Here is a 16599-nt window from a genome sequence, read left to right as displayed (position 1 = left end):
GAAGTTAAACTCTGGAAATAAAAAGCCAAACGATCTGTTTGGCTCAAAAAAGCAAAAAGCCTGATCAAAATAATCTATAAGCTGTGTCATTTAAGTTATTCATTTGCACTAAATAAACTGCATTAAAAAATAATCTAAAAGCCTTTCTCTTTCATCTGGCTTGTTTGGATCTAAAAGCTGAACCATTGCCCCATCAATCACAAACAAGAACATGTGAGCATCAGGTTTTGAAGCATTTGCATCGGTTGTTAAAAGCAAATTATAGATTTCATTAATGAACCAGTTTCGATAGTCAATCACGACCTGATATGCCTTGGGATGTGTTTTTGAAATCTCAAAAATAGCTTTAAAAAGCAAATGATAAAGTCCGTCTAAATCGGCATGTAAAAAGTAAATTTTGCGAAGCTTTTCAAGCAGAGTTAAGTCTTTTTGAACATAAATGATTGAAAGCACTTCTTGTTTAAGACCATCTTTTTGGAAAGTCAGGCTCATTTCAATTAGCCTTTCTTTTGAGTGAAAGTAATTATAAAAAGTGGCTTTGGGAACTTTTGCTGACTCAATAATTCGGTCGACCCCGACATTATGAAAGCCATAGTTGTTAAACAGATATCGGGAAGTGTGAAGCACACTTAAAGCACGAAATGGAAGATCTGAATGTGGCATAGTTTTACCGTTATAAAATAAATTCTTGTTGTATATAAATGAGATAAAAATGCCTTCACTCTTTTTTAAGCAAATAAAAGGCATAGCAAAGCCCATAAAGACTGTGCTTGGCACATCTCAAGTTTTATTGTTGATTAAGTTTTAAGTGATAAAGATTTAAAGTCCGAAAAGCCTAGTGACTTTCAAACTGCTTTAAATGTTTAAGTTGTGTCGTTATAGCTTTTGGCAAAGGCTGCCAAAAAATAATGAATGTGCAAAGCCAACTCCTTTTTATTGGGAGTTCTGCCAAAAAATTAAAATTATGGTGGCAGAACGGAAGAAGGTTGACAGACTGGTCAAACGAGGCCAGCACACCCAAAGGTGTCCCCCTCCCGTTCCGCCGCAGAGGGGGCACGAGGGTGCACACACCAAAAGTATAAAACCTTTAGTGCTCGTTTGAATCAGCCTGTCAAAGCCGGCTGGCAATGTGGCCAGCAGGCAAAGGATAGTGCTCTACCCTATTACAGTCAAGCACACAAAACGACATTTGCATTAAAATAGATCATTAAAAAGTAAGGGTAAATAATTAAAATTTATTGTTAAATTGGGGTTTATAAAGTCACAGAAGTTAAGAACAGTTTAGTGATTTATAGGTTTTTCGATTTGGGTTTATGCGAGTATTTCGTATAGGGGTACAATGTTAATTGAAGAAAATTTATAATATTAATAATAATCTCTAAGGCTAAAAAATTTAATGCTAACGAACACTGATCAAGACTATATAAACAAGGTAAGTAAAATACTTGAAAATTTGGAAGAAAAAGGAGAAATAATGATTCTTTCACAATCTTCAGAAATAATATCAAAACTCATAATCCACTCAATTGCAGAAGAAACAATAGAAAAGAGATTAGAAAGTGATTTTATTATTGAATGTGACATTCCTTATTTACTAGAAACTATATCATCTCAGTTAAGCTCAATATTTAAAGAAGATAAAGAAAACTCAGATCGAATTGTGAATCAGTTTTATCATAATTTATTAAGTAGATTAACTATGCAGCAAGTTGCAGAGCTTTTACACCATGAAGGAGCTTTTGAAATAGCCTTGCGATCATACTATTCCATAGAATTGGGGAATTAAGATTATTTAGATTTGAACTATCTTGATTGGCGAAAACAATATTATTCTCAACTAAAATAATAAGAGGGTTTATATAAAATAAAAGGTGTTTTCTCCCGTTCCGCCGCAGAGGGACACGAGTGGCATTGTTGTTGACTTTTCATTCTATTTCTTTCTATTTATAAAAAATATATAATATTCTCAATAGCTTTCTAATTATCTATTACTTTCAATCAAGATCATTTAGTTTCAATAAAGAGAATAAAATGCAAGAACAAGCTTTACCCTCATCTCCTCAAGATTTGAATGAGGATCAAAATATTACGTCACCACCAATTTCACAATCAGGAATTTATCATTTTAAGTTTCATGGTAAAGCCTCGGAATATTTTGGAATCTGGATCGTTAATATTCTTTTGACTATTATTACTTTAAGCTTATACGCACCTTGGGCTAAAGTTCGTCGCTTACGCTATTTCTATGGCAATACAGAATTTTTTGAACGTCGCTTTGATTTTACAGGCATTCCAACCAAGATTTTGATTGGACGTTTAATTGCATTAGGAATTTACGCCGTATTTGCAATTTCATCACAGTATTCAATGATTGCGACTGTGGTTGGACTAGTTGCACTATATACAGCAGTACCTTGGCTAATTCGCGCTACTTTGCGTTTTACGGCAAGAAATAGTAAGTTCGGCAACGCACGTTTTTATTTTGGTGGAACGATAAAAGAATCTTATAAAGTCTTTCTTTTGAGTATATTGGTATATATTTTCACATTAGGAATCTTTACACCTGTAGCTATTTGGCTATATAAAAAATATTATCTAAACAACTTATATGCTGGACAATTAAATTTTAAATTAAACGCAAAATGGTCTGCATATATGGCTGCAGTTTATATACCAGCTTTTATTGCAATTGGTATAATTGCTATTTTTTCAATCATTTACTTTGCTATGGCAGGAACAATTGCTGGGTTCTCACCGAACGTTGCAGTCTTCGGAATAGTTATGGTATATGCATTTATTGGATTATTTATTTATCCATTAATTGCTGCACGTATTTTTATTACGACATGGAACAATACTACAGTTGGAAACAGTCAATTTAAAACAGACTGTAATCAATGGCGTTTTGCATGGATTGTAGCTTCAAACTGGATTGTAAAAATCTTAACCATAGGTTTAATGTCTGCTTGGGCTGCAGTTCGTATTCACAAATATCAGATTGAATCGATGAGTTTAATTTTATTAGATGATCCAGATCAAATGATGAATCTCGCTCAGCAAGAACAAAGTGCTTTAGCTGAAGAAATCAGTGATATTTTTGATATTGACATCTCTCTATAATAATCTGAGTTTAATAATTTATGTCCCAAGCAGTAGATATCATTTTCTATGATGGCATAGTGTCTAAACCTCACCGTGCTCAGATTTCAGCTCAATCTCAATCTGAAGTCCTCATTCAGTATGGTGAGCAATTAGAACAACAACGTCATTATCAATATACTGATATGAAATTGATTGGTGCGCTGGGACAGTTACACCCAGTGATTGAATTATCTGATGATGCACGGATTGAATTTCATAGCGCATTACCTGAATGGTTTAATTACACAACTAAAAAGGTTCAACATTCGATCTGGAAATTTGAACGCTCTCCAGCTCTTATTCTTTTTAGTGTAATTTTTGTGATTACTTTCGCGATCAGTCTAGTGAAATGGGGTGTTCCAGCTACATCCCATTATCTTGCTTTTCAATTACCTGAGAATACTTTAAAGAAACTAGGCGATGAAGCCGAGAATTATGTATTAAATAATTGGACTGCACCCAGCCAATTAGCACAAACTCAAAAAGACCAAATTACTAAACAATATTTGAATATTATTGCTGAAAACAGACCAGCCAAATTAGTCTTCCGTAAAGGCGATCATTTAGGAGCAAATGCTGTAGCGCTACCCAATAATACGATTATTATCACAGATGAACTGATCAAATTGGCACATACTAATCAGGAAATCTTAGGCGTATTAGCCCATGAACAAGGCCATTTGGTTTATCGCCATAGTTTGCAACAAGGGTTAACTAGTTTAGGCCTAAGTATATTATACATTGCAATGACCGGAGATAGTTCAGACTTATTTACGTCATTACCGGCTGCTATGATTGGTGCAAATTACTCACGTAAATTTGAGTCCGAAGCCGATCTATATGCTTTACAGCTAATGGATAGGAAACATATCGAAGTCTCGCACTTCGCAAATTTCTTACAGCGTTTAAGCGATACAACAAAAGAAGGTATCGATAAAAAAAATCAGTCCAACCCGCCAACTTCTCAAGAAGAATCTTCAACTAATAAACTATCTACAGCTGTTCTTGATACTTTATCTTCTCATCCTGCAACTGAAGAGCGTATTCGAATGGTTCATGATTTTGAGAAAAAACAACATGCTAAAGATTAAATAGTAGAAAACGAAGATTCATTCCCAAGACACTATGAAATATAAAGTTAAGCTGAAATCTAAATCTGCTTAACTCAATCCAAATTTTTATATGGGTTTCTAAGTACTAAAACTCTTTTAAAGGCCCACAAAATAATTTATAGGCTCACAGAGCCTATCTAGAAAATTTATGGTCTTTAGGAAGTGGAGCATCACATGGTTGATCCGTCTTTATATTGACCATTTTCACCGGCCCATCATTGTAAATCGTTACCTTACAGCCTTTTACGACATATTCCTGTTGAATGCCACCGTACATTTCATTCTCAGAAACAGCAGATGCAACATCACATGCCTCGTCAGCATGGCATATAGCCTCTTGCCCACTTAACTCTACAGCTTCTGCTCCCGCAGCTTCCATTACGTCTAAAGCACTCTCCTGTACTTCAGCATCTACAGCCTGTATCTTTGCTGCATATGTATTTGAAAGATTCATCATAAGAAAAATTGCAAGAAATGACTTACTACAGTGATTTATTAAATTCATGAACTATCCATATCTATTAATTTAAATTCAGCGTATACCGAGATCGATTTTACTTTACAAGTTAGGGATGCAAAGAGGTTAATATTATAAGGAGCCATTTTACCCATAATTATACATATAGCAGCAATAGTTGACCCGAAAGAATTCTTCAAACAATGACAAGATATTGACCATTATGAGGGCGCAATTAACTACAAAATATAAAATTATAGTTTTGAAATATTCATTTTAGTTAATGAGTATATAAAATTGAGAAGATAAGAGTAAATCACTTACAGATCAATCTATTAGAGAGACAAAAAAATCATCGACAATATTATAATCCATATCAAAAACAGTCTTATAATATGCTATTTTCAAATTATCCACAGATAAAATATCTATCTTACAAACATAAACCAATACTTCATATAAATCAGCATCTACTCTAATATTATCAAATTTAAAAACTAGAGAATTAACATCTTCAAAAATATCTAAATCATAAGCATTATTTTCATTTAAAATTTTCCTCAGACTTTCCAATGAAATTCTTTCAATTAAAATTTTGTTCATTTCAGATTTTTTCATAAAATAGACTTAAGTAGTTTATTTTTCACTATCATAATTGAACCTATAAAACATATTCACGCCGAACTAATAGCTTTAATTTCCCTAGTTGCATTATCTGAAAACTGATCCATTTTTTCTAATTTTAGTTTTAAGATTATAACCTTTCAAAAAGATTTTTGAGAATTTCTAATAAAACTTTTTCAATTAAAAATTAGTAGTAGCTATAGAACTAGGAATTTACTAAAAACCTGTTCGTAACTCATTTAATACTATTCTTAATGCTCTGATTGCCGAAGCTCTAAAAATAGGATTACCGTCCATAAGCTTATTTTTATCTGTCCATGCTATTGCTGCGAGACATTGAATACCGACATAGCATAAAAACTCTCTTTGAGGAACTTCTTCCCCATAAGTTATTTCCCAACCTTGTAGAAAAGCATTTCTTAACTCTAAATCAGAGAAATCTATATCGACCCAAACCATCTTCGCTAAATCATAAACTGCATCGCCAATGCGAGCAGCCTCAAAATCTAAAACACCAGAGATTTTATTGCAGCTAGTTGCAAGAAGGTTCCGACCAATATAGTCACAATGTAAAAGGCTAAACTGGGTTGGTTCGTGTAATGCTTTGCAATATAAAACCAACTCACCCAATTCATGACTAAATTCTTGATAGTCTGGCTTTAATGGATCAAGACGTGACATCCACTTTGATATCATTAGTTCCAAATGTTCATTCCATAAAATTGGAATTTTCGAAGCGCTATCTCGCGCCTGCCAAAATCTCATCTCAAGTAACCGCGAAGAATTAATCGTTCGGTGAAAGCTTCCTAAAGTTGATCCTGCGGATTTTAGTAATAATAGTTTTTCTATTCTTGAGCAATTTTTTAATATGTTATTTACTGGCTGCCCTTCTAAAGCACTCATTACAACAATAGAATAATTTTCCCAATCAAATTTATCTAATACTTTTGGAACCAGTGAAAACTCTGTAAGTTCATTTAATATTTCACAATATCTATCATTATCTACTTTACGTTTATATGCTTTTACAAAGATATCTCCCTGCGTAGTTTGCCCTTTGTATACAGAAGCCCCATCTCTATGCGTAACTAATTTCAATCTATCCGCGTGAAGTCTATTTAGCAAACCTTCTAAATTTCTCATAGTGTTTTATTAAATATCTAAAAGCCATAACTTATATTTATTATGTACTAAAAAACATACACATAAAAAAAGCCCCTGCTTTTACAGGGGCTTTTCTAATTTGGCGGAAGCGGTGAGATTCGAACTCACGGAGGACTCACACCCTCGTCGGTTTTCAAGACCGGTGCATTAAACCGCTCTGCCACGCTTCCATGTGCGTAAGAATACAAAGCTTATTCATTTTATTCAAGAAAAAAATCATCACTTTGTGTTCAAGTGCGTATTGTTTCATCAAATATTACAATCGAGCAGCTAATTCTGCTCCTTCTTTGATCGCACGCTTTGCATCTAGCTCCGCTGCGAGCTTTGCACCACCAATAATGTAGTAGTTCGCTATAGTCGACTCACCTTCTTTTGGCATCAAGTCTTTTACCGACTCTTGACCTGCACACACCACAATCGTATCGACACGTAAAAGCTGGTCTTGGCCATTGTGCTCAATCCAAAGCCCTTCATCAGTGACCGCTTTATATTGCACACCACGGAGCATACGCACGCCATGCTTTTTAAGCTGTGCGCGATGTACCCAACCTGAAGTTTTACCAAGGCCAATACCTAGAGGTGTTGTCTTACGTTGCAGTAAATAAATCTGGCGAACGGGAAGTTCAACTACTGGTGGTTGCATACCACCTTCAGAAATATAGTTAGGATCTGGGTCTACGCCCCATTCACGTTGCCACTCGGCTAAAGGTTGAGGCTGTGGTTGATTTGGAGGTTTAAGTAAAAACTCTGACACATCAAAACCAATACCGCCAGCACCAATCACTGCAACTTTTTGCCCAACTTCTGCACCTTTTAAAACCTGAGCATAAGAAAGAACTTGTGGTGCATTGCTACCTTCAATTTTTAATGCGCGAGGGATTACACCAGTTGCAACAATCACTTCATCAAAACCTTCACGTTCAAGTTGCTCACGGTTCACGCGAGTATTTAAACGTACATCCACCCCAGTTTTTTCGAGTTGGACTTTAAAGTAGCGAATCGTTTCGTGAAACTCTTCTTTACCCGGCACTACCTTGGCAAAGTTAAACTGACCACCCACATCTGAAGTCGCTTCAAACAAAGTGACCGCATGACCACGGCTCGCCGCAACGGTTGCTGCGGACATTCCTGCCACTCCACCACCTACTACCGCAATACGTTTAGGCTGCTTGGTTTTTAAATAGACCAGTTCAGTTTCATGGCCTGCACGTGGGTTCACTAAACAAGACACGCGCTTATTTTTAAAAGCATGGTCTAAACACGCTTGGTTACAAGCAATACAGGTATTAATTTCATCAACACGGTTAGTCGCTGTTTTGTTTACCCAAAAAGCATCGGCCAATAATGGACGTGCCATTTGAACCATATCTGCTTTGCCAGTTGCCAAAATTTCTTCGGCAGTTTCAGGCATGTTAATGCGGTTTGAAGCAATAATCGGAATAGAAATATGTTGTTTTACATGTGCTGTGTAATCGACAAAAGCAGCACGAGGTACAGACGTTACAATGGTTGGTACACGTGCTTCATGCCAGCCAATGCCCGTATTTAATAACGTTACGCCTGCCTTTTCTAAAGCTTTAGCAACAATCACGACTTCTTGCATGGTGTTACCGTCATGAACTAAATCGAGTAAAGACAAGCGGAAACAAATAATAAATTTCTCGCCGACTTTGGCACGAATTGCTTTAACAATCTCGACCGGAAAACGCATACGGTTTTCAATGTCACCGCCCCAACGGTCAGTACGCTGGTTCACGTGGCTACTTAAAAACTGGTTAATTAAATAACCTTCCGAGCCCATAATTTCGACACCGTCATAGCCTGCTTTTTTGGCAATGTCAGCGCACTGAGCATAATCTTCAATTGTACTGAGAATATTTTTTTCAGAAAGCTGGCGTGGTTTAAACGGCGAAATTGGAGATTTAATGGCTGTTGAAGACACAACAAACGGTTGATAACCATATCTGCCCGCATGCAAGATTTGCATTAAGATTTTAGAGCCATGTTTATGAACAGCATGCGTTACCAGACGGTGCTGAGGAACATCAAATAGACTGTTCATGGTTCCGCCAGCAGGTGCTAACCATCCTTGACGGTTCGGTGAAATACCGCCTGTCACAATCAGGCCAACCCCACCTTTGGCACGCTCTTCAAAATAAGCAGCCAGTTTAGGGTAATTATAGAAACGGTCTTCTAAGCCCGTATGCATGGATCCCATCACCACACGGTTTTTAATAGTGGTAAAGCCTAAATGTAATGGTTTTAATAGATTGGCGTAACTTGTCATGCTGCGTCCCAATAGTTTTTTGCAACTTGTTGCATAGTACTTTAATACTTTTTTTCCGCTTTTGGATGACCCAGTAAAGAAATTTATTGGAGCTTATGGTCAATCCATCAAAAACACTCCTATTACTTTTATTTAATGACACTAAGGAAATCTGGCTCTTTTTCCCATTTATATAATAAGCACAGCATAATCACACCAAGAATAGTTCCAATTGGGAATGCAAAAAGTAAAAATACCGTTAAGAAAAGTGAAATATATCTAGAATTTTTTGAGCCATCTAAAACTCTTTTAGCAGCATATAAATGAAGCCCAATCACAACCGCTTTTCCAGTAACTCCACCGAATAAGTAAGTAGAGGTTGAGCCACTGATTGCCATATAATGGTAAATCATATAAATCACGTCGAGCGCGGTGATCGCAGCCACAACATAGTGTGCACGCGATAAGCCAAAATTTTTCTTCATATTTATCCTATTTTCTTTTTAAGTCATTAAAAGTCTTTTCTTATTTGGAATAACAATACTTCATTCCCCCTTCTCATTCTATAAATACGCTTAGATTTTTTATGAAATTAAAACTTCAAATCAGAACAAGTGAATTAATGCTTTTTTTGCCAAAAAAAGCACCATGAATAGTGCTACAATAGCCGCCATTCAGAATTCTCGAGACCACCTACACGGGGTCTTTTTTATAAATGTTAGGATTAGCAATGACTGATAATGCAACTATCTTGCAGCATGTACCAGTAGGCAAAAAAGTTGGGATTGCCTTCTCCGGAGGCCTAGACACTTCAGCTGCTCTATTGTGGATGAAACAAAAAGGCGCAGAGCCTTATGCATACACTGCAAACTTAGGCCAGCCTGATGAAGATGACTACGATGCAATTCCAAAGAAAGCAGAACAATACGGCGCTGTAAAAGCTCGCTTAATTGACTGCCGCTTACAACTTGCGCTTGAAGGTATTGCTGCAATTCAGTGTGGTGCATTCCATATCAGTACAGGTGGTGTTCCTTATTTCAATACGACTCCATTGGGTCGTGCAGTAACAGGTACAATGTTAGTTACTGCAATGAAAGAAGATGACGTTAACATCTGGGGTGACGGCTCAACTTATAAAGGTAACGATATTGAACGTTTCTATCGTTATGGTTTGTTGACCAACCCGAATCTTAAAATTTACAAGCCTTGGTTAGATCAAAACTTCATCGATGAACTCGGTGGCCGTGCTGAAATGTCACAGTTCCTGATCGACAACGGTTTTGACTATAAAATGTCAAAAGAAAAAGCGTATTCAACTGACTCAAACATGTTGGGTGCAACTCACGAAGCAAAAGATCTTGAATACTTAAATGCTGGTATCAAAATCGTTGACCCAATTATGGGCGTTGCTTTCTGGAAAGATGAAGTTGAAATCAAACCAGAAGAAGTGACTGTACGCTTTGAAGAAGGTGTGCCTGTTGCGTTAAACGGTCAAACTTTTAACAATCCGGTTGAACTTATTCTTGAAGCAAACCGTATTGGCGGTCGTCATGGTTTAGGTATGTCTGACCAAATCGAAAACCGTATTATCGAAGCGAAATCTCGCGGTATTTATGAAGCACCGGGTATGGCCCTTCTTCATATTGCTTACGAGCGTTTAGTTACTGGTATTCACAACGAAGATACGATCGAACAATACCGCATTAACGGTTTACGTTTAGGCCGTTTACTTTACCAAGGTCGTTGGTTCGACTCTCAAGCGCTTATGTTGCGTGAAACTGCACAGCGTTGGGTTGCTAAAGCTGTTACCGGTGAAGTTACGCTTGAACTTCGTCGTGGTAATGACTACACCATCATGAACACTGAATCTCCAAACTTAACGTACGAAGCTGAACGTTTAACAATGGAAAAAGGCGATTCAATGTTCTCGCCTATGGACCGTATTGGTCAGTTGACTATGCGTAACCTCGACATTACCGATACACGTGCAAAACTTGGGATCTATACAGATGCTGGTTTACTTTCAATCGGTCAAGGTTCTGCTATTCCTCAATTAGACAGTAAGAAAAAATAATTTTCTTATAGCGTCAAAAAAGGCCACCTATTAAGGTGGCCTTTTTATTTTTTAAAATTCATTCAGGCAATTTCGGCGACTTGTAAAGGCTGATAATAAATCTGATTACGTCCAAGCTCCTTAGCCCGATATAAAGCTTGATCGGCAGCATGAATTAAATTTTCCTGAGTTACTCTTAAGCCTTCTGTATAAACAGTAAAACCTAGACTAATGGTCACATGCTGAGAAACTAATGATGCTGCATGAGGAATCGCTTGACGTTCAATCGCTTTATAAATATTGGCAGCCACCGCATATGCACCTTGAGCCGGTGTTTTTGGTAAAAGAACGACAAACTCCTCTCCGCCATAACGGGCAACAAAATCAACATGACGAATTGAATTTTTAATTGCAGAGGCAATAGATGAGATAACCTTGTCTCCCATCTGGTGTCCATAACAATCGTTATAGTTTTTAAAAAAATCGATATCGATAAATAAAACAGCCAATGGACGTTGTTCTTGCTTAGCCCGATAGTAAAAAAAGTCAAACATCTCATCGAAAGTACGTCGATTAGAAATTTTAGTGAGCGCATCTTGCTGACTTAAATGAAGCAACTCAGATGCCTCAATACGTAAAATCTGTTCGTTAAGCTCAGCAAGCTGATTATTTAAAAAAAGGCTTCTTTCTCTAGATGTGAGCATCGTGCTAATTGAAAAACCTAAAATACAGCTCCCAAACAGTGCTCTTCCCAAAGCAATATAGTCACAATTTGCTTGCAATAAAATCAATAGAGAAAAAACACAAATGGCTGCGATCAAACCCACATAAAGCATATGCAAAGGCTTTATACCGCTCAAGATAAAGCCGAGCATATATAAAAAAGAAAGTAGTAACATCGACTGATTTTTAAGAGCGATATTTCCTACACTCAGCAGCAACATTGCATTGACAATAATGGTAAAAAATACAATCCCGCACGCAGCAATATAAAAATATTCGGAGAGTTTTTTAAACTTGGCAAAAACCCAAAATAACAGTAGCGCACCTGCAATATTAATTGCACTTAATATGCAGTAAATAAAATCCCAAGTTATGTAAGGTACACCTATCACTAAATAGTCTGTAGGTAGCGCTAGCAAAATAAAAATAAGATAGGTTAGAACACCACTTGCTAAAAATTTTGAGATATTTTGTTTTGTTCGCTCAAGATTTAAGCACCAGAATTTTTTTTCTAATTGATGAGGCAAAGGTGTATTGGCATAACGATGGGTATGTAAAGTTACCAGATATTCTATTTCTTCTTTTGCTTTGAGTAATTCATGTACATTTCCCCTATTTACCACTACCCGTTTCCTGCCTCTTACACATTAACAAAATATAACATTATTTTTTATCGCCTCTTGCTCTTTATTTTGCCATTTGTCCGTAATTCTCGTTACCATTTTCACACTTTATCGATTATCATTTGTTTTATTTCGAAGTTTGAACTGCCTTGGACTCTATTACCCTGCTCCAGCCAGATGATTGGCATGCACATTTACGTGATGGTTTAGCATTAAAACGTACCGTACCTGATTTGGCTAAACAGTTTGCTCGTGCGATCTGTATGCCAAACCTTGTTCCGCCAGTAAAAACTGTGGAAGAAGCATTAGCTTACCGTGAACGTATTCTTGCTCATGTTCCAGAGGGTCTCAATTTTGACCCACGTATGGTGCTTTATTTTACTGACTTCACCTCACCAGACGAAGTTCGTAAAATTAAAGAATCTGAACATGTAAATGCAATTAAACTTTACCCAGCTGGCGCGACCACCAACTCTGATAACGGTGTAAGTGACATTCGTAAGGTTTATGCAGTTATTGAGCAATTAGAAGAGCATCAAGTTCCGTTACTACTTCATGGTGAAGTAACTCATAACCACGTCGATATTTTTGATCGTGAAAAACGCTTCCTTGATGAAGTACTCAACCCGCTTTTAAAACAGTTTCCAAAACTTAAAGTGGTACTTGAGCACATCACCACAAGCGATGCGGCTCATTTTGTTTTAGAACATGACCGTAATGTTGCTGCAACAATCACCCCTCAGCATTTATTATTTAACCGTAATGACATGTTGGTCGGTGGTATTAAACCGCATTTTTATTGTTTACCAATTTTAAAGCGCCAAACACACCAAACAACTTTGCTTGAAGTTGCAACGAGTGGTAATCCTAAATTTTTCTTAGGTACAGACAGTGCGCCGCACTCGCAAGATGCAAAAGAAAATGCGTGTGGCTGTGCGGGCTGTTATAGTGCACCAAATGCAATTGAGCTTTATGCCCAAGCATTTGACCAAGTGGGTAAATTAGAACGCCTAGAAGGCTTTGCAAGCCATTTTGGCGCAGACTTCTACGGTCTACCACGTAATACTTCTACTATTACTTTGGTAAAAGAAGATAATCTTGTACCAGAATCTTTTGATTATTTAGATGATCAAAAAATTATCCCGCTGCATGCCGGGAAAACGCTGCAATGGAGAAAAGTGTGACACAAGAAACCTCTGTCCCGGTCATTGGCCAACGTTTTCGTGGCTTCTTACCTGTTGTTGTTGACGTTGAAACGGCAGGTTTTAATGCCCAGACAGATGCATTGCTAGAAATTGCGTGCATTCCAATTGTGTATGATGCTCAGGGGCAATTTGTCCCTGGTCCAGCATTTCATGCGCATATTAACCCGTTCGAAGGGGCTAACCTCGACCGCCGTTCGCTAGACTTTATTGGTATTGATCCATTCAATCCAATGCGTATGGCAATGGCTGAAGATGAACGAACTGCATTACGCCGTATTTTTAAATCAGTAAATGAAGTTCGTAAACAACAACATTGTACCCATGCAGTGTTGGTTGGTCATAACGCCCATTTTGATCTTGGCTTTGTTCAAGCGGCAATTGCACGTACAAGCACAAAAAACCAGAACCCTTTTCATAGTTTTTCAGTGATGGATACGGTTACTTTAAGTGCTGTTATGTTTGGACAAACTGTCCTTGCTAAAGCCTGCATACAAGCTGGAATTGAGTTCGATGGTAAAGAAGCACACTCTGCTTTATACGATACTCAGAAAACTGCTGAACTGTTTTGCTATATTTTGAACAAACTGTCTCCTTACCTACTTGACAGTTTGGTGGCGGCTTCTTAAGATACCGCCATCCTCAACGTCCCTATCGTCTAGAGGCCTAGGACATCGCCCTTTCACGGCGGTAACCGGGGTTCGAATCCCCGTAGGGACGCCATTATTCTATTCTTATAAAATTTCTTTTTATTTTCTTAACATTCTATTTATTTTTTAACCCCTCTTATTTTCAAATAAAATACATTTGTATTTAAATATCACTGATCCGGTATTTCCTTTACATAGTTTTACAATATAATAATTCTTATTTTCATACTGATATTTATTATCAAATAGGTTTTAAATGGATCTTAAGCTTCGCCTCCTCTCCCTGAGCATTGCTCAAATCTGCTGTTTATCAACTGCTTTTGCAGAAACAGATCATTCTTCAATGACTCTTGCTACCATTAAAATTAAAGCCCAACAGACATCTGACCAAACTTATAAAGTCGATAGCTCGAGTAGCGCCACACGTAGTGAAATCGCATTAAAGGACACACCGCAATCGGTCAGTGTTGTGACCCAAAAAGTAATTGAAGATATTGGTGCGACACGCTTAATTGAGGCTCTTGATTTAGCAGGTGGCGTTGGACGAGCGAATAACTTTGGCGGTCAAGGCTTAACTGGTTTTAACCTTCGTGGCTTCACCAGTGGCGAATTTTATCGTAACGGATTCCCAATTAATCGTGGTTATCCAAATGCACCAGATAGCAACACCATTGAACGTATAGACGTTTTACGTGGCCCCTCTTCTAGCTTATATGGTCGTGGTGACCCAGGTGGTACGTTTAACTTAATTTCTAAAACACCAAAGTCTGAGCAACAAACTACTTTAGGTGCTCAGCTTAACAGTGAAGGTTTATACCGCACCACTGTAGATAGCACAGGTACGATACCAAATGCAGAAAATATCGGTTATCGCCTAAATGTGATTGCAGAAGGTGGTGATAGTTATCGTGACCATGTCGAATCTAAACGATACGGAATTGCACCAGTCATTCAATGGCAAGCTTCTGACGCCACTAAAGTCACTTTTGAGGCCGATATTTTACGGAATCAACATCCGCTTGATCGTGGGCATACTCGTTATCCTACACAAAAGTCTTTTAACAGTTCATCAGAAACATATTTGTGGGAAACAGGTAAATATAACAACCGACTCTACAATGATAACAACATGACTCAATTACGAGTCGAACATGACCTTGGAAATGACTGGAAGCTTAATGCGGGTGTGCAATACTTAAATGGCAAATTATATGGCTATGCGGTAGAAGCAAATGGCATTCAAAATGACGGCGAAACTTTAGGCCGAAATTACAACTACCGCGAATTAAAATGGCAAGACACTGATGCACAAATTAACCTAACAGGTAATTTCCAGCTTTTAGGATTAGCACATACTTTAGTGACTGGGCTTGAATATGAAAACTATGATTACAAGTCATATATTATTCGCTCAAGTGGAGATGTCGGTAGCTACCCTATTAATATTTATAATCCTGTTTTAGGACAACCACTACCTGAACTTAATCGTGTGACTACCCATGATCGTGAAAATTTAAAAACCACGGCCGTTTTTGTACAAGATCAAATCGATTTAAATGAGCGTTTAAGCGCGCTATTAGGCTTGCGCTTTGAGCACTATGAGCATGACTATAAAAACCTATTACCAAGCACCGTAAACTGGAATACTAGTCATGATGCCTTTATTCCCCGTTTAGGGTTAGTCTTTAAAGCCCGTGATGATCTTTCAATCTATAGTAATGCAGCAAAATCTTTTAAACCAAACACTGGCGCTAGCCGCAATGGAGAAGGTTTTGACCCTGAAGAAGGCATCGCTTACGAGTTAGGTTTTAAATGGCTAGCTCTCGACAATATGTTGTCGGTTGACTCTGCTATTTTTTATGCTGAAAAAGAAAATGTATTAACTATCGATCCTATTGATTCAGCCTATAAGGTTTCTGCTGGTGAAGTTCGTAGTCGTGGTATTGAGCTAAATATTGCAGGTCAGATTACACCTGCTTGGAAAATTATTGGTGGATACGCATATACAGATGCTGAAGTGACTAAAGACAACACTTTGCAAAAAGGAACCGCTTTAGCCAATATTCCAAAGAATAGTTTTAACCTTTTAAATATTTATGAATTTCAGGGTGGAGCTTTACAAGGTTTAGGTCTAGGGGTTAATCAAAAATATATTGATAAGCGCGCAGGACAAACAGCCAATAGTACTTACACTATGAAAGGTTATGCAGTTACTGATTTGGTTTCTTATTATCAAACAACACCAAAACTTCGTCTTAACTTAGATCTGAAAAACATTTTTGATAAAGTTTATGATGAAAGTGCCTTTAATTTATATGCTTATCCGGGCGAACCACGTACCGTTCAGTTTGGTATGAGCTATACGTTCTAACTTGAAAATATAAAAAATCCTTTCACGGCGATAACCCAAGTACTAATCCCATAAGGATGTCAAACTCTAAAAAGCCACTGCATTTTTAAGGCAGTGGCTTTTTACTGACCTTCTCTCATAAAAAATATAATCTTTTGATTTATAAATACTTTATTATACTTAAGTTATCTTCTGTCCTATACTAAGAATAGATCAAAACTATAATTTGAACAT

Annotated in this window: 14 protein-coding genes and 2 tRNA genes; 8 read left to right on the top strand and 8 right to left on the bottom strand. The window is 37.3% G+C overall.

Annotated elements, in window-relative coordinates; genetic code table 11:
- Positions 1-108: 108 nt before the first annotated feature.
- Positions 109-663, bottom strand: coding sequence for a TetR/AcrR family transcriptional regulator (locus tag ACLBWE_RS08655; RefSeq protein WP_447602343.1), 555 nt, complete (start codon positions 661-663; stop codon positions 109-111).
- Positions 664-1474: 811 nt separating this feature from the next.
- Between ACLBWE_RS08655 and ACLBWE_RS08650 the strand changes: the two genes are divergently transcribed.
- The 3 genes from ACLBWE_RS08650 (at position 1475) to ACLBWE_RS08640 (ending at position 4232) form a co-directional block, all read left to right on the top strand.
- Entirely contained in the window at positions 1475-1786 is a 312-nt protein-coding gene (locus ACLBWE_RS08650; RefSeq protein WP_447602341.1) for a hypothetical protein, read from the top strand.
- Positions 1787-2031: 245 nt separating this feature from the next.
- Entirely contained in the window at positions 2032-3120 is a 1089-nt protein-coding gene (locus tag ACLBWE_RS08645) for a YjgN family protein (protein ID WP_447602339.1), read from the top strand.
- 20 nt (positions 3121-3140) lie between these two features.
- Complete coding sequence (locus tag ACLBWE_RS08640; RefSeq protein WP_447602337.1) at positions 3141-4232, top strand: M48 family metallopeptidase; 1092 nt, start codon at positions 3141-3143, stop codon at positions 4230-4232.
- A 154-nt stretch (positions 4233-4386) separates the two neighbouring features.
- On the opposite strand, the gene ACLBWE_RS08635 is transcribed toward ACLBWE_RS08640, so the two are convergent.
- The 6 genes from ACLBWE_RS08635 to ACLBWE_RS08610 form a co-directional block, all read right to left on the bottom strand.
- Positions 4387-4710, bottom strand: coding sequence for a hypothetical protein (locus ACLBWE_RS08635; protein WP_447602378.1), 324 nt, complete (start codon positions 4708-4710; stop codon positions 4387-4389).
- A gap of 327 nt (positions 4711-5037) precedes the next feature.
- Positions 5038-5328: a hypothetical protein gene (locus ACLBWE_RS08630; RefSeq protein WP_348950351.1), complete on the bottom strand. Its 291-nt coding sequence runs from the start codon at positions 5326-5328 to the stop codon at positions 5038-5040.
- Between the two features lie 222 nt (positions 5329-5550).
- Entirely contained in the window at positions 5551-6477 is a 927-nt protein-coding gene (locus tag ACLBWE_RS08625; RefSeq protein ID WP_447602334.1) for an aminoglycoside phosphotransferase family protein, read from the bottom strand.
- 101 nt (positions 6478-6578) lie between these two features.
- A tRNA-Ser gene (locus ACLBWE_RS08620) sits at positions 6579-6668 on the bottom strand.
- Between the two features lie 86 nt (positions 6669-6754).
- Positions 6755-8785 (bottom strand): oxidoreductase, encoded by a 2031-nt coding sequence (locus ACLBWE_RS08615; protein WP_447602332.1) that lies wholly within the window; start codon positions 8783-8785, stop codon positions 6755-6757.
- A 128-nt stretch (positions 8786-8913) separates the two neighbouring features.
- A complete protein-coding gene (locus ACLBWE_RS08610) occupies positions 8914-9249 on the bottom strand; it encodes a hypothetical protein (protein ID WP_005042104.1) in 336 nt (111 codons plus the stop codon).
- 230 nt (positions 9250-9479) lie between these two features.
- On the opposite strand from ACLBWE_RS08610, the gene argG reads away from it, so the two are divergent.
- Positions 9480-10838, top strand: coding sequence for an argininosuccinate synthase (gene argG / locus ACLBWE_RS08605; RefSeq protein ID WP_080026529.1), 1359 nt, complete (start codon positions 9480-9482; stop codon positions 10836-10838).
- A gap of 62 nt (positions 10839-10900) precedes the next feature.
- On the opposite strand, the gene ACLBWE_RS08600 is transcribed toward argG, so the two are convergent.
- A complete protein-coding gene (locus tag ACLBWE_RS08600) occupies positions 10901-12163 on the bottom strand; it encodes a GGDEF domain-containing protein (protein WP_447602329.1) in 1263 nt (420 codons plus the stop codon).
- 149 nt (positions 12164-12312) lie between these two features.
- On the opposite strand from ACLBWE_RS08600, the gene pyrC reads away from it, so the two are divergent.
- From pyrC to ACLBWE_RS08580, 4 genes are all read left to right on the top strand, one after another.
- Positions 12313-13347, top strand: coding sequence for a dihydroorotase (pyrC, locus tag ACLBWE_RS08595; RefSeq protein WP_447602327.1), 1035 nt, complete (start codon positions 12313-12315; stop codon positions 13345-13347).
- Positions 13332-13994 carry a ribonuclease T gene (gene rnt / locus ACLBWE_RS08590; protein ID WP_003652803.1) on the top strand — a complete coding sequence of 221 codons (663 nt, stop codon included), beginning with the start codon at positions 13332-13334 and terminating at the stop codon, positions 13992-13994. Before pyrC ends, rnt begins: the two co-directional genes overlap by 16 nt.
- An 18-nt stretch (positions 13995-14012) precedes the next feature.
- A tRNA-Glu gene (locus ACLBWE_RS08585) sits at positions 14013-14088 on the top strand.
- A 183-nt stretch (positions 14089-14271) separates the two neighbouring features.
- Positions 14272-16386, top strand: a complete 2115-nt coding sequence (locus tag ACLBWE_RS08580) for a TonB-dependent receptor (protein ID WP_447602324.1) — start codon at positions 14272-14274, stop codon at positions 16384-16386.
- The last annotated feature ends 213 nt before the right edge of the window (positions 16387-16599 follow it).

The organism is Acinetobacter sp. M5A5_2a (assembly GCF_053345265.1).
The sequence above is the reverse complement of the archived record's forward strand: the minus strand, read 5'-3'. Positions and strand labels throughout refer to the sequence as shown.

Coding starts and splice junctions, on each gene's coding strand:
- argG (WP_080026529.1), top strand. CDS start 9,480: ATGTTAGGATTAGCAATGACTGATAATGCAACTATCTTGCAGCATGTA.
- ACLBWE_RS08645 (WP_447602339.1), top strand. CDS start 2,032: ATGCAAGAACAAGCTTTACCCTCATCTCCTCAAGATTTGAATGAGGAT.
- ACLBWE_RS08580 (WP_447602324.1), top strand. CDS start 14,272: ATGGATCTTAAGCTTCGCCTCCTCTCCCTGAGCATTGCTCAAATCTGC.
- ACLBWE_RS08640 (WP_447602337.1), top strand. CDS start 3,141: ATGTCCCAAGCAGTAGATATCATTTTCTATGATGGCATAGTGTCTAAA.
- ACLBWE_RS08610 (WP_005042104.1), bottom strand. CDS start 9,249: ATGAAGAAAAATTTTGGCTTATCGCGTGCACACTATGTTGTGGCTGCG.
- ACLBWE_RS08650 (WP_447602341.1), top strand. CDS start 1,475: ATGATTCTTTCACAATCTTCAGAAATAATATCAAAACTCATAATCCAC.
- ACLBWE_RS08655 (WP_447602343.1), bottom strand. CDS start 663: ATGCCACATTCAGATCTTCCATTTCGTGCTTTAAGTGTGCTTCACACT.
- ACLBWE_RS08635 (WP_447602378.1), bottom strand. CDS start 4,710: ATGATGAATCTTTCAAATACATATGCAGCAAAGATACAGGCTGTAGAT.
- ACLBWE_RS08630 (WP_348950351.1), bottom strand. CDS start 5,328: ATGAAAAAATCTGAAATGAACAAAATTTTAATTGAAAGAATTTCATTG.
- ACLBWE_RS08615 (WP_447602332.1), bottom strand. CDS start 8,785: ATGACAAGTTACGCCAATCTATTAAAACCATTACATTTAGGCTTTACC.
- ACLBWE_RS08625 (WP_447602334.1), bottom strand. CDS start 6,477: ATGAGAAATTTAGAAGGTTTGCTAAATAGACTTCACGCGGATAGATTG.
- rnt (WP_003652803.1), top strand. CDS start 13,332: ATGGAGAAAAGTGTGACACAAGAAACCTCTGTCCCGGTCATTGGCCAA.